This window comes from Tahibacter sp. (assembly GCF_032229445.1).
Taxonomy (GTDB): domain Bacteria; phylum Pseudomonadota; class Gammaproteobacteria; order Xanthomonadales; family Rhodanobacteraceae; genus Tahibacter.
In genome coordinates, this window is sequence record NZ_JAVTWC010000112.1 from 15,517 (window position 1) to 33,857 (window position 18,341).

Consider the following 18,341-nt stretch of genomic DNA (forward strand, 5'->3'; position numbering starts at 1 on the left):
GTCATCAGAGCTCGATGATCCCGCGACGGATCGCGATGGTGACCGCGTGCGTGCGGTCGCGGGCGTCGAGCTTGGCGAGGATGTTCTTCATGTGCGCTTTTACCGTCTCCTCGGAGATGCCGAGTTCGGCGGCGATGCGCTTGTTGGCGTTGCCCGCGGCAACGCTGCGCAGCACCTCGATCTCGCGCGGTGACAGCGATTCGTCCGACAGGTGTTCGGCGATGCCGGCGGCGATCTCAGCCGGCACCCGCCGCCGGCCGGCGTGGACGTCGCGGATCGTATCCAGCAATTCCCGACGCAACGAACTTTTCAGCAGGTAGCCGGAGGCACCGGCCAGCAAGGCCCGCGTCACCTGCACGTCGCCGCGGTAGGTCGTCAGTACGACTATGCGCGCCCGTGGCGACACGGCACGTATCGTCGCGATCGCCTCGATGCCGTCCATGCCGGGCATCCGCAGGTCCATCAGCACGACGTCCGGATGCAGCGCCGCGTAGGCGGACACGGCCTCCGCGCCATTGCTCGCCTCGCCGATCAGGCGCATGTCGTCCTGGCCCGCGATGACGGCGGCAATGCCTTCGCGCATCAACGGATGATCGTCGACGACCAGGACGCGGATCATGCCCGCAGCGGATTCGCTCATGGTCAGATCCTCTCGGGCCACAGGTTGCGCAGGCGCTGCCACCCGCCAGGGCGATGGTCGCGCAAGGCGTAGCGGGCCGGCAGCTGGATCTCGATGCGTGTGCCTGCGGCGTCGCTGACGATCTTCAGGCTCGCGCCGATCCGTTGCGCCCGCTCGCGCATGCCGGACAGGCCCCAGTGTCCGGCGCGGCCGCCGTCGGCGACGACACCGTGCGGCAGGCCGTGGCCGTCGTCGATGATGCACAGGCCGACGCCGGCGTCGACGCAGGTCAGTTCCAGGCGCACTTCCGCGGCCCCGGAATGACGGAACGCATTGACCAGCGCCTCGCGCGCGATCAGGTACAGCTCGTCCCGGATGCCGTCACGCAGTGGCCGTCTCTCGCCGGAAAACACGACCTCGAATCGGGCCGGACCGGTCGCGGCGTATTCGCGTCCGAGCAGGGTCAGTGCATCACACAGTTGCTGTTCGCCGAGCAGATCGCCGCGCAGTCCGCTGACGCGGTCGCGGCCTTCCTCGAGCGCCTCCTCGGCCGAGTCCAGCGCCCGCTCGAGCTGGAGTCGCTCCGCGGAGCGCACCGGCAACTGGCCGGCGACGGCCTGGAAACGCAGCAGCAATCCCTGGAATCCCTGCAGCAGCGTGTCGTGCAGGTCGCGGGCGATCCGCTCGCGCTCGCTGTGGCGCTCCTCCAGCCGCTCGCGCAGGCGCAGGGACGCGCGGTGCATCTGCAGTCGCTGCGCGAGCACCAGCAACGCGATCGCCACGAGCACGCAAGCGACGATGAAGGCGCGGCCCTGCACGAAGGTCGGCCGGATCGAGAACGCGAGCGTCGCGCCGTGCTCGTTCCAGACGCCATCGTCGTTCGCCGCGATGACCTGGAAGCGGTAGTCGCCGGGACCGAGGTTGGTGTAGAAGGTCTCGCGCCGGCCGCCGGCGTCCTGCCACTCGCTGTCGGCGCCGTCGAGGCGGTAGCGGAAACGCACGCGTCCGGGCACGGCCAGGCTTGCCGCGGTGTATTCGATACGCAGCTGCGTCGTGCCTTCTGGCAGCGCCGTGCCATCGACCGCGGCAACGTCGCCGTCCTCGGTCGCCAGGCGCAGGATCGACACCGGCGGCGGCAGTGCGTTGCGGACGATGCGGGCCGGATCGAGCGTCGCCACGCCCTGGTTGCTGGCGATCCACAGCACGCCGGCGCCGTCCATCGTCAATGTCGGCACCGCCCGCGCCTGCAGGGCGACACCGTCGAGACCGTCGCGGCCGTCGTAGCCTCGCACGTCCGGGATCTGCGCCGGATCGGCCAGCGCCGCCGCCAGCGCGCGCTCGTCGCTGCGCAGCAGTCCGGCGCTGCCGTTGAGCCACCACGCGCCGTCGCGGCCGCGCAGCATCCCGGTGATGTTGATGAACCGCTCGGCCTGTGCCGGCGCCAGCGAACGGAAGCGTCCGTCCAGGCCGAGCGCCAGCCCGTCCTCGCCGGCGACCAATACCTGCGCGCCGTCGGTGAGGATCGCGGTCACGTTGCCGACGCGCAGGCCGTCGTCGGCGTCGAAGCGGTCCCACACGCCGTTGCCGAGGCGAGCGACCGTGCTGTCCTGGTAGCCGAGCCAGAGGCGGCCGTCCCCGTCGCCAGCGAGCACGGTCGGCGTCCCGGCCGCTGCGTCGGCCGGCTCGCGACGCCAGCCTGCGCGGCCGCCGCGGTACATGCCGTCGCCGGCGAGCGCGATCCAGACCTCGCCGTCGCCGGTGGCGGCCCTAGCCCGGCGCGCGCGCGCGTCACGCGCACCCGGTAGCGGCCCCGGCTCGCGGCGCCCGTCGTCGTGCCAGCGCAGCAGCGCCTTCGGGCCGAGCAACCAGGCGCCGCCGCGCGGTTCGGCCAAGGCGGCGGTGATCGTCGGCAGGCCGCGTACGACCTCGTCCGCCGCGTCGCCGTTGGGCGCCCAGAGCCGGCCATCGTTGACGACCCGGCCGTGGCCGTCGCCGGCAACGAAGGTGGCGAAGTGTCCATTGATGATGTCGACCAGTCCTTCGACCATCGCGACCGGCGTGCGGCGCAAGCGGTTCAGGCCGAGGTTGGTGCCGATCCAGACATTGCCCTCCCGGTCCTGCAACAGCGGCACGGCCATGTCCGACGTGAGGCCGTCGTCGCGATCGAACGCCTGCACGCTGCCGTCGCCCGCGATGCGGCGCAACCCGCCGCTGCCTTTCTCGGTCAGCCAGAGCGCGCCGTCCGGCGTCGCCAGCAGCCGGCGCGCCGTCAAGGCAATTGCTGGCGTGACATCGGCCGGGCTGCGAACGATGCCGCCGTCGGCGATCACGCGCGTTCCGAAGCGGCTGTCCGACAGCCCGAGCTGGCCGCGACAATCTTCGGCCAGTACCGCGTGGCGATCGGTGGCGATGCCGGTCGCGACGAAGCGCGACTGCCCCGGCGCGAGCACGACGACGCGATCGCCGGCGGCGACCCAGAGGCGACCGTCGCGACTGCGCAGCATCCAGTCGGCGCGCGCTCCGGGGAAATCCCACTCCACTCCCGGCGGTCGCCAGACGCCATCGAGATAGACCGCCGGACCGGCGTCAGTCGCCGCCCAGAGACGATCGTCGCCGTCGCGGGCGAAACCGAACACCATGCCTTGTGGAAAACCGCTGCCGGCAGGGAAGTGCTGCAACTCGTCGTCGCGCAGCACGCTGGCACCCGAACCGTGATAGCCGATCCACAGTTCGCCGGCCGATGCGTACAGCGCGGTGATGTTGCTTGACGCGAGGCGTGCGCCGGCCGGCAAGGGCTGCCGGCGGAAACGCACGCCGTCGAAGCGGAACAGGCCCGCGCCGGTGCCGAGCACCAATTCGCCATTGCCGTCCTGCAGCAGCGCCCAGATGTCGACCGGCGCGTCGTCCTTGCCGGTCCACCCGGTGTGGTGGAAGCCGCTCAGCGGGGTGGCGTCCACCGTTGCCGGCGTCATCGCCGTGCGGGTGGGCGTCGTCGCGGGTGCTGCCGTCGCTGCGGCCGGAATCGTCGCCACGACCGCGGCGAGCCACAGCAGGACCGATGCGAGTGCGCGTTGCGCACGAAGCGGCAGGACATTCGGGCGATGCGTGTGCAGACGCACCTCGGTTCGGGTCGCGGGCAGGGGCACGATGATCCCACAACGCGGCGCCGCACCGGCTGTGCCCGCCTCCCTCGAAAGGGTTACCGCCCGCCGTCCCCGATGTGGGATGCGCCGGCGCAGACCAGCCGCGAGAGTAGGGCGACACGTTCCCTGAGATTCCGACCATGCCGCACGCCACGCCCGTTCCCGGCAAGGCCCTGCTGACGCCGCAGGACCACACCCTGATCCTGATCGACCATCAGTCGCAGATGGCCTTCGCGACGCACTCGATCGACGTCGTCAGCCTGCGCAACAACGCGGCGACGCTCGCGAAGGCCGCCGCCGGCTTCGCGGTGTCGACGATCGTGACCACGGTCGCCGAGAAATCCTTCTCCGGCCCGCTGTTCCCGGAAATCACCGATGCGTTCGCCGGTGTTTCCGTGCTGGACCGCACGACGATGAACTGCTGGGAAGACGCCGCCGTCGTCGCCGAGGTGAACCGCCTCGGCCGGCCGCGTCTGGCAATCGCCGGACTGTGGACCAGCGTCTGCATCGTCGGGCCTGTGCTGTCGGCGCTCGAGCAGGGCTTCGAGTGCTACGTGATCTGTGATGCCTGCGGCGACGTCACCGCCGAGGCGCACGAACGCGCGGTGCAGCGCATGATCCAGGCCGGCGCGCGGCCGATGACGGCGGTGCAGTACCTGCTGGAACTGCAGCGGGACTGGGCTCGCGCCGACACCTACGGCCTGACCACCGGCATCGCGAAGATCCATGGCGGCGGTTACGGTCTGGGCATCCAGTACGCCAAGGCGATGTTCGGCGCGCAGGAAGGCGGCCACTGATGGACGGCGAGGCGCGGGCCGCCGCTGGCCTTGCGCTGCTGCGGCTGGCCGCCGGCGGCTTTCTGCTGCCGCACGGGCTGGGAAAGCTGTTTTCCGCGCTGGGACCCGGCCTTGCCGGTTTCCGCGCCGAGCTGCGCGGCCTCGGCTTGCCGGCAGGCGGGCCGCTGCCGGCGCTGCTCGCGCTGGCGCAGGCCGGCAGCGGCCTGTTCGTGCTGATCGGCTGGCAGACCCGGCCGGCCGCGCTGTTCGCCGCCGCCTTCATCGCCACCACCGTCGTGCTCGCGCGCGACAATGGCTGGTACTGGATGCACCGCGGCGTGGAGTACCCGCTGTTCTGGTTGCTGGCGCTGCTGGCGCTGGCGCTGCTCGGCCCGGGCGCCTGGTCGCTGGACACGCAGCTCGGCGCGCCACCCGCGTGACCGGCGAACCGCCGCCCAGTCCGCGTCGCCGGCAACTGCTGATCGGTGCAGGCCTGGCGCTCAGTGCCGGCGCCTGCGGCATTCACCCTGCGAGGAAAACCGCGATGCCCGCCGAATTGATCGTCATCAACGCCCGCATCACGACGCTGGATCCGGCCAGGCCGGACGCCGCGGCGCTGGCGGTTGCCGACGGCCGCGTGCTTGCCGTCGGCGACGAGTCCGACATCATGAGGGCGCACGCCGGGCCGACGACCCGCGTGATCGACGGCGGCGGCCGCCGCCTGGTGCCCGGCCTCAACGACAGCCATACGCACCTGATCCGCGGCGGCTTGAACTACAACCTCGAACTGCGCTGGGACGGCGTGCGTTCGCTGGCCGATGCGATGGCGATGCTGCAGGCGCAGGTCGCGCGCACGCCACCGCCGCAGTGGGTACGCGTCGTCGGTGGCTTCACCGCGCTGCAGTTCACCGAGAAGCGGTTGCCGACGCTGGAGGAACTCAATGCCGTCGCGCCGGACACGCCGGTGTTCATCCTGCACCTGTACGACCGCGCGCTGCTCAATCGCGCGGCGCTGCGCGCGGTCGGCTATACCCGCGATACGCCGGACCCGCCCGGCGGCCGGATCGTGCGCGACGCCGCTGGCCATCCGACCGGCCTGCTGCTGGCCAAGCCCAATGCGCTGATCCTGTACGCGACGCTGGCAATGGGTCCGAAGCTGCCGCCGGACTACCAGGAGAATTCGACGCGGCATTTCATGCGCGAACTCAACCGGCTCGGCATCACGTCGGTGATCGACGCGGGCGGCGGATTCCAGAACTACCCGGAAGACTACGAGATCATCCGCCGCCTGCACGCGGCCGATCAGCTGACGGTGCGCATCGCCTACAACCTGTTCACCCAGAACCGCGGCCACGAGCGCGACGACTATGCGCGCTGGACGCAGCTGCTGGCGCCCCGCGAGGGCGACGGCATGCTGCGCCACAACGGCGCCGGCGAGATGCTGGTGTTCTCGGCCGCCGACTTCGAGCTGTTCAACGAGCCGAGGCCGGAACTGCCCGGGGCGATGGAAGACGAGCTGCAGGCCGTCGTCGAACTGCTGGTGCGCAAACGCTGGCCGTTCCGGATCCACGCGACCTACGACGAGAGCATCGGGCGCATCCTCGATGTCTACGAACGGGTCGACCGCGCACTGCCGTTCGACGGCCTGCACTGGATCGTCGACCACGCCGAGACGATCTCCGACGCCAACATCGAGCGCGTGCGCGCGCTCGGCGGCGGCATCGCGATCCAGCACCGGATGGCGTTCCAGGGCGAAGCCTTCGTCGACCGCTACGGCGCCGCCGCGGCCGCGCGCACGCCGCCGCTGCGGCGCATGCTCGATCTGGGCGTACCGGTCGGCGCCGGCACCGATGCGACCCGCGTCGCCAGTTACAACCCGTGGGTGGCGCTGTACTGGCTGGTCAGCGGGCGCACGCTCGGCGGCCTGCCGCTGTACGGCGACGGCAACCGCCTCGAACGGCACGAGGCACTGGCGCTGTGGACACAGGGCAGCGCCTGGTTTTCCGACGAGCAGGCCGTGAAGGGCCGGCTCGCGCCGGGCCAATACGCCGACTTCGCGCTGCTGTCGGCGGATTTCTTCGCCATCGACGAGGCGGCGATCCTCGATATCGAAAGCGTGCTGACCGTCGTCGGTGGCCGCATCGTGCATGCCGCGGGCGACTACGGCCCGCTCGCGCCGGAGCTGCCGGCACCGATGCCTGACTGGTCGCCGGCGAACCTGCCCGCGTACCGCGGCGGCACGGTGGCGCAAGCCAGCGCGGCGTTCGCGACCGCGCACGCGACATCGCATCTGCCGGGCCATCACTGCACGGTCCACCGGCATACGCACGCGGCGCTGCAGCCAGTGCCCGGTGCCGACGCCGGCTTCTGGGGCGCGCTCGGCTGCAACTGCTTCGCCTTCTGATGACCGCCGCGCACGCGCCAAGTCCGTGGTCCCCGCTGGCGCAGCCGGAATTCCGCACGCTGTGGCTGGCGATTCTGGTCGGCAACATCGGCACGTGGGTGCACGACGTCGCCGCCGCCTGGACGATGGCCGGGTTGACCCAGTCGCCGCTGTGGGTCGCCGCGGTGCAGTCGGCGACGACGTTGCCGATGGCGCTGCTGGCGCTGGTCGCGGGCACGCTGGCCGACATCGTCGACCGCCGCCGCTACCTGATCGTCGTGCAGGTCTTCATGCTGCTGGTCGCCGCGGCGCTGAGCCTGCTCGCCGCGCTGGATGCGCTCGGCCCGCCGACGCTGCTCGCACTGACGTTTGCGCTGGGCTGCGGTGCGGCGATGGGTATGCCGGCGCAGGCCGCAATCACCCCGGAACTCGTGCCGCGCGACCAACTGGCGCCGGCCGTGGCGCTGCAGTCGGTAGGCATGAACATCGCCCGCTCGGTCGGCCCCGCGGTCGGCGGCCTGGTCGTGGCGGCGCTCGGCGCGGCATGGGCGTTCGGGTTGAACGCGCTGTCGTTTGTCGCCCTCGTCGCGGCGCTGCTGTGGTGGCGGCGCCCGCCGCCGGCCGGCACGTTGCCGCCCGAGGGGTTTGGACTCGCGCTGCGCGCGGGTCTGCGCTATGCGCGTCACGCCGGGCCGCTGCGCGCGGTGCTGGCGAAGGCGGCGTGCTTCTTCGTGTTCGCCGCGGCCCCGACCGCATTGCTGCCACTGCTGGTGCGCGATCGCCTGGGTGCCGGGCCCGGCACCTTTGGCCTGCTGCTGGGTTCGATCGGCGCGGGCGCACTGCTCGGTGCGCTAGTGCTGCCGCGGCTGCGCGCGCGGCTGGAGCGCGACACGATGGTGCTGGCGGCCAGCCTGCTGCTGGCGGCGGCGATGCTCGGGCTGGCATCGCTGCGCCACGCGTGGGCGCTGTCGCCGGTGATGCTCGGCAGCGGCCTGGCCTGGATCACCGTGCTGTCGTCGCTGCAGATCGCCGCGCAGTCGGCGGTCCCGGGCTGGGTGCGCGCGCGGGCGATGGCGCTCTATCTGGTCGTGTTCTCGCTGGGCATGGGCGCCGGCAGCCTGCTCTGGGGCACGGTCGCGCAACACGCCGGGCTGCCGGCCGCGCTGGTCTCGGCGGCACTGGCGCTCGCGCTGGCGTCGTTGTTCGCGCGCCGCTTCCGCCTGGCCGGCATCGAAACGCTGGACCACGCCCCGTCCGGCCACTGGCCGCTGCCGGAGGCGCCCGGGGATACCAGCGGCCCGGTCATGGTGACCGTGGAATACCGCATCGATGCGCCCGGCCGCGAACTGTTCCTCGCCCTGATGCACGACCTCGGCGAACGCCGGCGTCGCGACGGCGCCGTGCAATGGGGCCTGGTCGAGGATGCCGCCGCACCCGGCGAGTTCCTCGAATGGTTTCTGGTCGGTTCGTGGCTGGAACACCTGCGCCAGCATGAACGCGTCACCCGCGAAGAGGAACGGCTGCAGGTGGCGCTGCGCACATTGCACCGCGGCGACGCACCACCGCGCGTTCGCCATTTCGCCGGCGCCAGCGCCTCGCCGCCGCGACCGCCGCCCGCGCACTCGGGCGACGCCTGAGCCACTACGACAGCGGCATATCCGATCCAACCCCCTGGAGGAAACGCAATGACGAACCAGTCCCTGTTCACGACGAACGATGGCACCACCCTGTACTTCAAGGACTGGGGCGACCGCGCCGGCGCCGTGGTCGTGCTCTGCCACGGCTGGCCGTTGAGTTCCGACAGCTGGGAATCGCAGATGCTGTTCCTGGCCGAGAACGGCTACCGGGTGATCGCACACGACCGCCGCGGCCACGGCCGCAGCAGCCAACCCTGGCACGGCAACGAGATGGACACCTATGCCGACGATCTCGCCCAGCTGCTCGAGCACCTGGGCGTGCGCGACATTTCGATCTTCGGCTTTTCGACCGGCGGCGGCGAAGTCGCGCGCTACATCGGTCGCCACGGCACGAAGCGGGTCAAGAGGGCAGGGCTGATCAGCGCGGTGCCGCCGCTGATGCTGAAGACCGCGGCCAACCCCAGCGGCCTGCCGATCGCGGTGTTCGACGGCATCCGCAGCGGCCAGCTCGCCGACCGCTCGCAGTTGTACCGGGATATCCCGGCCGGACCGTTCTACGGTTACAACCGCCCGGGCGCGAAACCGTCGCAGGGCATCATCGACGCGTGGTGGCTGCAAGGCATGATGGGCGGCCATCGCAACACCTTCGAGTGCATCAAGGCGTTCTCGGAAACCGACTTCACCGAAGACCTGAAGAAGTTCGACGTGCCGACGCTGATCCTGCACGGCGACGACGACCAGATCGTGCCGATCGGCGCCGCTGCGTTGGAGTCGACGAAGCTCGTGCGCGACAACACGCTGGTGATCTACGAAGGCGCTCCTCACGGCCTGACCGACACCCACAAGGAGCGCTTCAACGCCGACCTGCTGGCTTTCCTGCGCCGCTGAGCCGCCCCGCCCAGACGCGACCGCGGCCCTGCGCCGCGGCCGCATAGCCCCGAGGAAACGACGATGCTCGGAATTACTCCGTTCGGAATGCTGCACACCGTGATCAGCCTGGTGTCGCTGTTCGCCGGCCTCTACGCGCTGGCGCGCTGGAAGGAAATCCGCTGGAGCCGGCCGTCCGGCAAGCTGTTCGTGCCGTTCACGGTCGCCAGCTGCGTCACCGGCCTGTTCATCTTCCGCCACGGCGGCTTCAACGAGGCGCACGCGCTGTCGATCACCACGCTGCTCGTGCTCGCCGCAGCGTGGTTCGCCGAGCGCGGCGCCATCGCCGGTAGCCGGCGCGAGCGGCTCGCGGTGCTGGCCTGGACGTTGGTGCTGTTCTTCCACTTCATCCCCGGCTTCAACGAGACCCTGGTGCGCGTGCCGGTCAGCAATCCGGTGATCAGCGGACCGGACGATCCGTTCCTGAAGATGCTGGTGGGGGCGACGTTCGCGGTCTTCCTGGTGATCATGGCGCTGCAGTGGCTGCGCCTGCGCCGCGTTGGCAGCGCTGCGACGCTGCACGTGCAGGGAGGCGTGCGATGAGCGCTTTCACGATCCGCTCGGCGACGCTGGCGCTGCTGCTCGCGACGATTGCCTTCGTCGCGCCAGTCTCCGCGGCGAGTACGTCCGATGCCGAAACGCGCACCGTCGAAGCCGGTGAGCACCGCTTCGCGTATCGCGAACTCGGCCCGCGCGGCGGCATGCCGCTGGTGCTGTTCAACCGGCTGCGCGGAACCATGGACCACTGGGATCCGGCCTTCGTCGACGAACTGGCCAAGGAACGACACGTCATCCTGTTCGACCATGCCGGCCTCGCGCGCTCCGGTGGCCCGGTACCGCAGAGCTATCCGGCGTTCGCGGCGGCCGATGCGGCCTTCATCCGCGCCCTGGGTCACCCGCAGGTCGATGTGCTCGGTTTCTCGTTCGGCGGTACTGTTGCCCAGCAGCTCACGCTCGACCATCCGTCACTGGTGCGACGACTGGTGATCGCCGGTTCCAGCCCCGGCTTCGTGCCCGGCAGCGATGCCATCCATAACGGGCCGGTGCCGGCGAAAGTCTGGGAGACCGCCTTCAAACCGGAAAACAGCGACGAGGACTTCCTCTATCTGTTCTTCAGCCCATCGCCGGCGAGCCAGGCGGCCGGGCGTGCCTACCTGAAACGCCTGCGGGCGCGGGCGGACGCGTTCGCGGTGCAGGTCTCGGCCGAAGGCTGGCAGGGGCAGATCACCGCCGCGAAAGCGATCGGCAGTGCGCAGACCACTCTGCTGAACCGCATCGACGCTATCCGTCAACGCACGCTGGTCGCGAACGGCAACGACGACATCATGACGCCGACCTACGCCAGCTACGCGATGTTCCAGACCATTCCCGATGCGCGCCTGATGCTCTATCCGGACTCGGGTCACGGCTTCCTGTTCCAGTACCCGCAGGAGTTCGCCGCGGACGTGCTCGAGTTCCTTCGCGCGCCCTGAGCGCTCCTGTCAGTTGTCCGGGTTGAAGCTGTTGGGTCGCGCCGCGCTGGCGGATTGATCTTCGGATATCGGCGAGCGGATCAGATCGCGGTGTGTTCGTGATCCGCTCATTCCGGCGCGCTCAACCAAAATGGGGTTTTTCGCGTTTCCCGCGAATGCTCACGAACACACGCGGGTGATCGCCGAGCTGCGCATCGCGAGATCACCTACCGCGTGCTGACCAGCGAACAGGGCGGCTCGCTGCGCGCCGCGCTGACGCAGGGCGGCCAGTTCGGCCGCATCGCCAAGGCGCTGCGTCGGATCCATTCGCAGTACGAGCGCGACCTGGCCTGCGAAGCCAACATGAGCGTTCCCGCGTTCCACCATCACTTCAAGGCGGTCACGCACACGTCGCCGATCCAATATTTTCAAGTCGATCCGTCTGCATCAGGCGCGCCTGCTGACGTTCGCAGCGGCCATACCGCGGCCAGCGCGTCGGTGCGCGTCGGCTACGAAAGCGCCTCGCAGTTCAGTCGCGAGTTCAAGCGCCTTTTCGGTAACTCCCCGGCCGAATAAGCCAAGCGGCCGCAGAAGGTGCTGTCGCTGTCGCGGCCGTTGTCGTACGCACGCACCTGACCGCACGTCGCCCGGAAACCACACCATGACCGATCGCACCGCGGTTCGTTGCGCGCGGCAGCAGCACGATCGTAGACATCGCGTCCATCGTTGCCCTGGCACCCGGGATGCTCGATGGGGCGTACGGCGGAAGCCGGCGTTCGTGTTGGCGTCCACCCAGTCGCTTCAGCGCGAGCTCGCAGGCGAAGGTGTGCGCGGGCAGACGGTGCTTCCCGGTGCGATCCGCCCCGAGTTCTAGGTCGTCGTGGGCCACTCCGTCGAAAGTTGTCAGCCCCTGCCTGCGGCTGCACAGAGATCACGCGTTTAGTGCGAGCAGCGAAAATTGAGTCATGAGTGACGCCTTGCGCGCACCGATGAAAAGATCGAGCGAGCCAAGGGTGTTTGATCAGCGGACCGAGCCTCGGTCGCTTAGCCATATCGATTGGTTGATCAATATCGATTTCGGAACTGATCGCAACTTGCGATTTTCCCATGCCTATGAAGTGTGCCGGGGACTCAGGCGAGGATCGTTTGCCGCTTCCCGGCTGTTCCCAACACGGACAGAAACTCGACCAGTTTCCCGAGATCGGCGCTGTTGTTCGCAAGGCCGACGGAGGCGCGCACGGCCCCGGCTTCGGTTCCCGTGCATGCCGACAGTCGTGACGCCGTGAATGCATCGTCGAGTTCGCGCAGGCAATGAATCAGGCGCCCCGGCTCGGCGCCGAACGCGGCTTCGGATGCACCGGGATTGCAGAAGCAGCCGGCGCGCACGGAAATCCCCGCCGCGTCGGCCGCCGACTCGACCTGTGCGCACGGCAGTAGCTGGCCACGCGAATCGAACACGTTGAACGCGAGCGTGCCGCCGCGTGCACACAACCGTGCCGGTCCGTACAACCGTATCATCGGTGCGCCGTCGGCATGCCGCAGGCTCCCGAGTCGCGCAAACAACTCAGCGGTCAGCGCGGCGACGTGCTGCTGGAGTCTTGCCATGCCCACCTGATTCAGCAGGTCGAACCCCGAGGCCAACGCGGCGATGCCGAGGAAGTCGGGCGTACCGTCCTCGAATCCCGTGGCACCCTCGTGCAATCGGTGCGTGTCGGCGAGCACCGATGCATAGCGGACCGTGCCACCCGCGAACCACGGGCGGCGCAGCCTGCGCATCGACTCGCGCCGCATCACCAGCGCGCCAATGCCGGTGGGGTAACCGAACAGCTTGTAGAACGACAGCACGGCGAAATCCGTAGGGCACTCGCGCAGGCTCAGCGGATGGCTGGACGCGAACGCAGCGCAGTCAAGCAGCACGTCGAAGCCAAGCGCCTGCGCCTGACGCACCAGGGTGAGCGGGTGGCGCACGCCTGAGAAGTTCGACTGCGCCGGAAACGCCAGCAGTCCGGTGCCCGACGTCGCGGCATCACGCAGCACCTGCTCGGGTTCGTGCAGTTCCAGCGACGCATCCAGCGGCAGGGTGCGCACGGTACTGCCCGCCGCGCGCGCGTACTCGCGGATGCCGTTCACTGAATTGTGGTTGTCGGCCGAAAGCAGCAAGTGGCGACCGGAGTCGAACGGATAGCTTTCGGCGACCAGCTTGACTGCCGCGCTGCTATTGGCGGTAAAGCACACCACGTGGGTGCTTGCGTCGACATCGAGGAAGCGCAGCACCGCCTCACGCGCTTGTTCGATCACCCGCGTGCTGGCCTGCGAAGGCTTTGATTCGGAATGCGGGTTGCCGAACAGGCCGGACTCGAGCAGACACAGATGCGTTTGCAGCTGGGAGATGCCATACAGGGCGCTGCCCGTGTAGTCGAGGTAGCAGTGGCCCTGTGCGTCGAGCCGCGCGAACTCGCGCCGCCTCAGCGCGGCAAAATCGAACGCGTCCGGCGACGCGGCCGGCAGCGGCGAGTAGCAATCCAGAGCGGGACTCAGCATCCGCGTCGACTCCGCGTGCGCTCGCGGGTGGCGCCGGGATCGAGCACGCGCGGCGCGCCGCCGAAATAGCGGCTGAGCTGTGCGCGTCCCGCGAAATCTCGCTGCTGCTGCGCCGACGCATCGCTGCGCAGGACGGGGAATAGCACCTCCGCATTCCAGGCCTCGACGCCACCGTGCAGCCGCAGAATGCGCCGCGAATGAAGGCGGTGGCGCACCATCTCGACCGTCCGCTCGTCGATGCGCCGATCGGCGTAAACGACAACGGTGTCGCTGGTGGCGATCGCATCGGGGTCGACGTCGTTCGCGGAACGCGCACCCGGCAGCCGGTCGCGTTCCATTGCCTGCGCGTCACGGGTGTCCAGCAAGCGGAGCCCGGGTCGACGGGCGCGGATCCATTCGGCCAGCTGACCGGCCGACACCTCGTCGACAGCCAGGGGCGGTCGCGGTGTGCCGACGTGGGCAGCAAGGCCGCCGGCGCACAGCGCCAGCACGACAAGTACGCGGCGCAGGTTCACGTTCAAGGCATGCGCCTCTCGAACCACTCGCTCACGGCGAACGCGACCAGTGCCAACACCACGACCGCGGCGACAACCGCGCCACGGGACAGGCCCAGCCATTCCGGCAACGTCCAGGCGCCGTGTGCGGAACTTTCGTAAAAGGCGCTGAAGCGCGCGAGCAGCAAACCGACAGCCGCCATGCCGCCAAGCAGGCCGAGCAACACGAACACGCCGTCGATGCGTCCCGTGGCGGCCGACACGCAGGCGGTGCCAGGACACAATCCCGCAGACACGAGTCCGGCGCCGAACAACACTCCGCCCACCAGCTGCGGCACGACAAAGGTCTGCGGCACGTAGAGCGCGCCAACATCCAGCCATCCGAAGCGGCCCAGCCAGAACACGCCGAGCATCGCCACCACCAGCGCGCTGAACAGGACTTTCAGCACAGTGAAGTCTCGACCGTAGAACTGTCCCACCAGCTTGCGCGCGCTACCCAGGCCGGCGCGTTCCAGCGCGACGCCGAAGGCGATGCCGATGACGAGCGCGGCCGGCAACGTCTGCGCCAGCGATGCGCTTTCAGAGACCAGGGGCGCGCTCATGTCCACGCCCTGCGCAGCAGTGGGGCGAGCGCGTACGCGGCGGCGAACGCCACGCCGAGGAACAGCCAACTGCCGACACTGAGCAGCGCGCCGCCGGTAAGCGCCTGTCCGCTGGTGCAGCCGCGTGCGAACACCGCACCAGCGGACATCAACACGCCGCCCACGAACGCAAACGTCAGCCGCCACATTGGCGTGATACCGGCTGCTCGTTCGACGGTCAGTCGCGCGCGGCCGGCCAAGGCCGCGGAGCACCCTGAGCCGATCATCACGCCGAGCAGTTCGAAGCTCAGCCATTCAAGCCACGGCCCGGGCGCCTGGAGGTAATGCGCGAACAGCGGGCTGGCAGCGGCCTGCGCCGGCGCGATGGCCGCGACCACGCCAGTGGCCGTGCTGGCGAACGCACCCGACGCGCCGAGACCGCGGCCGAGCCAGACGAATGCGGCCAACAACACCAGGCCGAGAGACGCGCCGGCAAGATAAGGATCGGCGTAGGCGCGCGGTGCGCGGACCGCGCTCATGGCCGGCCGCTCGCTGTGGCGGTCTCGACCGGATTGTCAGTACCGCGCGACCAGTCCTCGAACGCGTCGTCGTACAACTTCACCGGATGGCCGAGCAGGCGTGCGGCGAACAGCATGGCGGTCGCCTGCTGGCCGATGTGGCAGTAGCCGACTACCGTGTCGCCTGGCTTCACGCCGGCCCGGGTGAACAGCGTGCGAAGTTCCGCCTGCGAACGCAGTTGCAGGCGCTCGTCGGCGATCTCGGTGAAGGGAATGCTGCGCGCGCCCTGGATGTGGCCGGTACGATGGGCCAGCCCATGCGCGCCGCCGGTTTCGATGCCGTCGTAGTACACGGCGGCGCGGGCATCGACGATGGCGACGCCCGGCGAATTCCGTTGCGCGCGGACCTGGGCCGCATCGACGATCAGGTTCTGCGTGCGTAGGCGCGATAACGTGCCCGCACGAGCCGGCGGCGCCGTCGAACTCAACGCACCGCCCGCGCGCACCCATGCGCCCATGCCACCGTCGAGCAGCTGCGTGCGTTGGCCGAGTCCGGCGTACTGCAGGGTAAAGACGATGCGCGTGCTGGGGCTGATCCAGTCCTTGGCGTAGTAGACGACGATGTGCGAATCGTCGCTTATTCCGAGTTCCTGCAGCCGCTCGCGCAGCGCTTCGTCACCGGGCATCTGCAGCATCAGGCCGGTGGCGCTGTGTTCCGACACCGAGATGTCGTCCAGCGTCACCAGGCGCGCGCCGGGGATGTGGCTGCGCGCATAGTCGTCCGCATCACCGACGTGCAGCAACACCAGCTCGGGGTCGTCGAGGTGCGCGGCGAGCGCTTTCGCGTCGACCAACAGCGCGGTGCGGGGATCATTGGCGGCGTGCGCGACGCCGATCGCCAAGGCGGCGGACAGGACGACAGAAACCAGAAGGCGGCGGGTCATCGGAGGCTCCGGTGGGGTTCGGACTCCAGATTGCTGCGCCAACGACAAAGGCGAAACCAATTTGCAGCGAACGGGCCACGGGTGCAGCTAACGGGCGCAACCCGGCTCAGCGCCGCAGGCCGATCGTCGCGAAACGCGCCTCGAAGTCGCGCCGGCGGTTCCGGCTCAGACGCACCGCGATACCGTCGGCGAGGCGCAGTTCGCAGTCGCCGCGGAACAGCGGATGAATCTCGCGCACGCGCGCCAGATTGACGATCGCCGAGCGGTGCACGCGGAAAAATTGCTGGGGATCGAGCTGGCGCTCGATATCATCCATGGTTTCGCGCAGCAGATGGCTCTGGCTGCCGCAGTGCAACGACACGTAGTAGTCGGCCGCTTCGATCCAGTCGATGCTGGCCGCATCCACGACTACGGTCTTGCCGCGCGCCGGCACGAGGAAGCGCGCGCGCGGCGACTGTTGCATACGCAGCAGCTCGGCGATGCGCGCATCGACGACGCCGTTGCGGCGGTCGAGTACCTGCTGCTTCGCGCGCGCCAGGGCGCTGGCGAAGCGGGCGTCGGTAAATGGTTTCAGCAGATAGTCCAGCGCATGCACTTCGAAGGCGCGCAGTGCGTAGCGGTCGAACGCGGTGGCGAAGACGATCGCCGGCACCGCATCCGCGCCGACCATTTCCAGCAACGCGAAGCCGTCGACCTCAGGCATCTGGATGTCGAGGAACAGAATGTCGGGCCGCAGCTTCGCGATCAGCGCCACGGCGTCGACGCCGGAGCCCTGGCCCACGACTTCCACTTCGGCGTCATCGGCCAGCAACGCGCAAAGCCCATCGCGCGCCAGCGACTCGTCGTCGACGACCAGGACCTTGAACGGCGCGGGCACGGTGGATTTCATTGCAGAGCCAGGAATGGCAGATCGAGTTCGGCGATGACGCCGCCGTCGACCGGCGCGAGACTGAGCGTCGCCGCCTCGCCGTGGAGGGCGGCCAGACGCTCGCGGGTATTCTTCAGGCCGATACCCTCGACGTACGTCGCGTCCAGCGTACCGCTGTTGCGCATGCGAATGCGCAGGCGTTCGCCGACGCGGTTCGCCTCGACCTCGATCGTGCCGCCCGCGGCGGTGCGCGCGATGCCGTGGCGCACGGCGTTCTCCGCGAGCGGTTGCAGGACCAGCATCGGCACCGCCGCGCGGCGCGCGTCCTCGGCCAGCGCGAGCGTGAACGACATGCGATCGGGAAAGCGCGCTCGCTCGATACCGAGATAGCGCTCGAGCATGTCCATCTCCTCGGCCAGCGGCACGCGCTGGCGGCCCGCGTGATCGAGCGAGTAACGCAGCAGGTCGGCTAGCCCGGCGACCATCGTCACCGCATGGTCCTTGTGGTTCGTGCGTACCAGGCCTGCTATGGCGTTGAGTGTGTTGAACAGGAAGTGCGGCTGCAGTTGCAGTTCGAGCGCGTGCAGCTTCGCGTCAACGAGTGAGCGCTCCAGTTGCGCGGCCTGCAGCGCCCGCTCGTGGTAACGCTGGTAGAACTCGAACGCCGTCACGCTGCCAAGCACCATGCAGTAGAGAATCCATTCGAGCGGCAGGCGTGACAGCAGGATCTGGCCGAAGTCGAGTTCGGCCAACGAGTCCGTCATCCGGTCGTAGGGCTGCATCCAGAGCATCAGCCCTATCTCGTACACCGAATGCACTACCGCAATCATGCTCGCCGCCAGCACGTGGATCGCGACGCGCGAAGGGCGCGGCACCTCCACGGGAAACCGCCGCGCGAGCCACATGATGAGGTACGTGGGGCCGAGCCAGGCCATCCACACGAGCAGGTAATAGAACAACAGCCACGGCACCACGTGCCCGTGGGTGATCATGCTGATCCACACCTGGATGCCGACCACGAGGCCGAACAAGGTCCAGAAGGCGATCGCGAACGGCAGGAAACGGCGGGAGTCCATGCGCCTATATTGCCGGATGGATCGGTGCACCGACCCGCCGATGCAGCCAATGGTGTCCTGGCGGCGGCGAAACGGCGGCGAATGTCCGGCTGCGCACGCGATCCCGAATCCACCGACACGACGGAATGTCCGCTCCGGAAGCGGTTGCTGCTCTGATGTCCGCATTCGATGGCGAATTCAGTTCAGTCGATGCGCTGGAGGTGAGCCGCATACCCCGTCTGCCTGGACGGCGAGAGCGGCCATCCTCTGTTCACCAGGTCAGTCCCACTCACCAGGTGACTCCCCCTCACCGTGAAGCTCTTGCCACCCGGCCCGGAGCTGCCATCGTCGCTATTCCACCGTCACCGACTTGGCCAGGTTGCGCGGCTGGTCGACGTCGGTGC

At 69.1% G+C, this 18,341-nt stretch carries 17 protein-coding genes; 8 read left to right on the forward strand and 9 right to left on the reverse strand.

What is annotated here, in order from left to right; translation table 11 throughout:
* Positions 1-4: 4 nt before the first annotated feature.
* Positions 5-640, reverse strand: coding sequence for a response regulator transcription factor (locus RUU78_RS20695; RefSeq protein WP_313919571.1), 636 nt, complete (start codon positions 638-640; stop codon positions 5-7).
* A 2-nt stretch (positions 641-642) separates the two neighbouring features.
* Positions 643-3,765 carry a triple tyrosine motif-containing protein gene (locus RUU78_RS20700; RefSeq protein ID WP_313919572.1) on the reverse strand — a complete coding sequence of 1,041 codons (3,123 nt, stop codon included), beginning with the start codon at positions 3,763-3,765 and terminating at the stop codon, positions 643-645.
* A 137-nt stretch (positions 3,766-3,902) separates the two neighbouring features.
* Between RUU78_RS20700 and RUU78_RS20705 the strand changes: the two genes are divergently transcribed.
* The 8 genes from RUU78_RS20705 (at position 3,903) to RUU78_RS20740 (ending at position 11,512) form a co-directional block, all read left to right on the forward strand.
* Entirely contained in the window at positions 3,903-4,559 is a 657-nt protein-coding gene (locus RUU78_RS20705) for a hydrolase (RefSeq protein WP_313919573.1), read from the forward strand.
* A complete protein-coding gene (locus RUU78_RS20710; RefSeq protein ID WP_313919574.1) occupies positions 4,559-4,978 on the forward strand; it encodes a DoxX family membrane protein in 420 nt (139 codons plus the stop codon). Before RUU78_RS20705 ends, RUU78_RS20710 begins: the two co-directional genes overlap by 1 nt.
* A gap of 104 nt (positions 4,979-5,082) precedes the next feature.
* Entirely contained in the window at positions 5,083-6,942 is a 1,860-nt protein-coding gene (locus RUU78_RS20715) for an amidohydrolase (RefSeq protein ID WP_313919575.1), read from the forward strand.
* On the forward strand, positions 6,942-8,558 hold the full coding sequence (locus tag RUU78_RS20720; RefSeq protein ID WP_313919576.1) for an MFS transporter: 1,617 nt from the start codon (positions 6,942-6,944) through the stop codon (positions 8,556-8,558). Before RUU78_RS20715 ends, RUU78_RS20720 begins: the two co-directional genes overlap by 1 nt.
* Before the next feature lie 48 nt (positions 8,559-8,606).
* Entirely contained in the window at positions 8,607-9,446 is an 840-nt protein-coding gene (locus tag RUU78_RS20725) for an alpha/beta hydrolase (protein ID WP_313919577.1), read from the forward strand.
* 63 nt (positions 9,447-9,509) lie between these two features.
* A complete protein-coding gene (locus RUU78_RS20730) occupies positions 9,510-10,028 on the forward strand; it encodes a hypothetical protein (protein WP_313919578.1) in 519 nt (172 codons plus the stop codon).
* Positions 10,025-10,957, forward strand: a complete 933-nt coding sequence (locus RUU78_RS20735; protein WP_313919579.1) for an alpha/beta hydrolase — start codon at positions 10,025-10,027, stop codon at positions 10,955-10,957. The genes RUU78_RS20730 and RUU78_RS20735 overlap by 4 nt, the downstream gene beginning before the upstream one ends.
* 213 nt (positions 10,958-11,170) lie before the next feature.
* On the forward strand, positions 11,171-11,512 hold the full coding sequence (locus tag RUU78_RS20740; RefSeq protein ID WP_313919580.1) for an AraC family transcriptional regulator: 342 nt from the start codon (positions 11,171-11,173) through the stop codon (positions 11,510-11,512).
* 555 nt (positions 11,513-12,067) lie between these two features.
* On the opposite strand, the gene RUU78_RS20745 is transcribed toward RUU78_RS20740, so the two are convergent.
* From RUU78_RS20745 to RUU78_RS20775, 7 genes are all read right to left on the reverse strand, one after another.
* Positions 12,068-13,477 carry an aminotransferase class V-fold PLP-dependent enzyme gene (locus RUU78_RS20745; protein WP_313919581.1) on the reverse strand — a complete coding sequence of 470 codons (1,410 nt, stop codon included), beginning with the start codon at positions 13,475-13,477 and terminating at the stop codon, positions 12,068-12,070.
* Positions 13,471-13,998: a hypothetical protein gene (locus RUU78_RS20750; protein WP_313919582.1), complete on the reverse strand. Its 528-nt coding sequence runs from the start codon at positions 13,996-13,998 to the stop codon at positions 13,471-13,473. Before RUU78_RS20750 ends, RUU78_RS20745 begins: the two co-directional genes overlap by 7 nt.
* The gene (locus RUU78_RS20755) at positions 13,995-14,573 is read right to left on the reverse strand and encodes a YeeE/YedE thiosulfate transporter family protein (RefSeq protein WP_313919583.1); all 579 of its coding nucleotides are present in this window, start codon (positions 14,571-14,573) and stop codon (positions 13,995-13,997) included. Before RUU78_RS20755 ends, RUU78_RS20750 begins: the two co-directional genes overlap by 4 nt.
* Entirely contained in the window at positions 14,570-15,091 is a 522-nt protein-coding gene (locus RUU78_RS20760; protein WP_313919584.1) for a YeeE/YedE thiosulfate transporter family protein, read from the reverse strand. Before RUU78_RS20760 ends, RUU78_RS20755 begins: the two co-directional genes overlap by 4 nt.
* A complete protein-coding gene (locus RUU78_RS20765) occupies positions 15,088-16,014 on the reverse strand; it encodes a rhodanese-like domain-containing protein (protein WP_313919585.1) in 927 nt (308 codons plus the stop codon). The genes RUU78_RS20760 and RUU78_RS20765 overlap by 4 nt, the downstream gene beginning before the upstream one ends.
* 106 nt (positions 16,015-16,120) lie before the next feature.
* Positions 16,121-16,903 (reverse strand): LytTR family DNA-binding domain-containing protein, encoded by a 783-nt coding sequence (locus RUU78_RS20770; protein ID WP_313919586.1) that lies wholly within the window; start codon positions 16,901-16,903, stop codon positions 16,121-16,123.
* Positions 16,900-17,958, reverse strand: a complete 1,059-nt coding sequence (locus RUU78_RS20775) for a histidine kinase (RefSeq protein WP_313919587.1) — start codon at positions 17,956-17,958, stop codon at positions 16,900-16,902. Before RUU78_RS20775 ends, RUU78_RS20770 begins: the two co-directional genes overlap by 4 nt.
* Positions 17,959-18,341 lie beyond the last annotated feature (383 nt).

Coding starts and splice junctions, on each gene's coding strand:
- RUU78_RS20775 (WP_313919587.1), bottom strand. CDS start 17,958: ATGGACTCCCGCCGTTTCCTGCCGTTCGCGATCGCCTTCTGGACCTTG.
- RUU78_RS20765 (WP_313919585.1), bottom strand. CDS start 16,014: ATGACCCGCCGCCTTCTGGTTTCTGTCGTCCTGTCCGCCGCCTTGGCG.
- RUU78_RS20705 (WP_313919573.1), top strand. CDS start 3,903: ATGCCGCACGCCACGCCCGTTCCCGGCAAGGCCCTGCTGACGCCGCAG.
- RUU78_RS20730 (WP_313919578.1), top strand. CDS start 9,510: ATGCTCGGAATTACTCCGTTCGGAATGCTGCACACCGTGATCAGCCTG.
- RUU78_RS20760 (WP_313919584.1), bottom strand. CDS start 15,091: ATGAGCGCGGTCCGCGCACCGCGCGCCTACGCCGATCCTTATCTTGCC.
- RUU78_RS20720 (WP_313919576.1), top strand. CDS start 6,942: ATGACCGCCGCGCACGCGCCAAGTCCGTGGTCCCCGCTGGCGCAGCCG.
- RUU78_RS20725 (WP_313919577.1), top strand. CDS start 8,607: ATGACGAACCAGTCCCTGTTCACGACGAACGATGGCACCACCCTGTAC.
- RUU78_RS20755 (WP_313919583.1), bottom strand. CDS start 14,573: ATGAGCGCGCCCCTGGTCTCTGAAAGCGCATCGCTGGCGCAGACGTTG.
- RUU78_RS20745 (WP_313919581.1), bottom strand. CDS start 13,477: ATGCTGAGTCCCGCTCTGGATTGCTACTCGCCGCTGCCGGCCGCGTCG.
- RUU78_RS20735 (WP_313919579.1), top strand. CDS start 10,025: ATGAGCGCTTTCACGATCCGCTCGGCGACGCTGGCGCTGCTGCTCGCG.
- RUU78_RS20715 (WP_313919575.1), top strand. CDS start 5,083: ATGCCCGCCGAATTGATCGTCATCAACGCCCGCATCACGACGCTGGAT.
- RUU78_RS20770 (WP_313919586.1), bottom strand. CDS start 16,903: ATGAAATCCACCGTGCCCGCGCCGTTCAAGGTCCTGGTCGTCGACGAC.
- RUU78_RS20695 (WP_313919571.1), bottom strand. CDS start 640: ATGAGCGAATCCGCTGCGGGCATGATCCGCGTCCTGGTCGTCGACGAT.
- RUU78_RS20710 (WP_313919574.1), top strand. CDS start 4,559: ATGGACGGCGAGGCGCGGGCCGCCGCTGGCCTTGCGCTGCTGCGGCTG.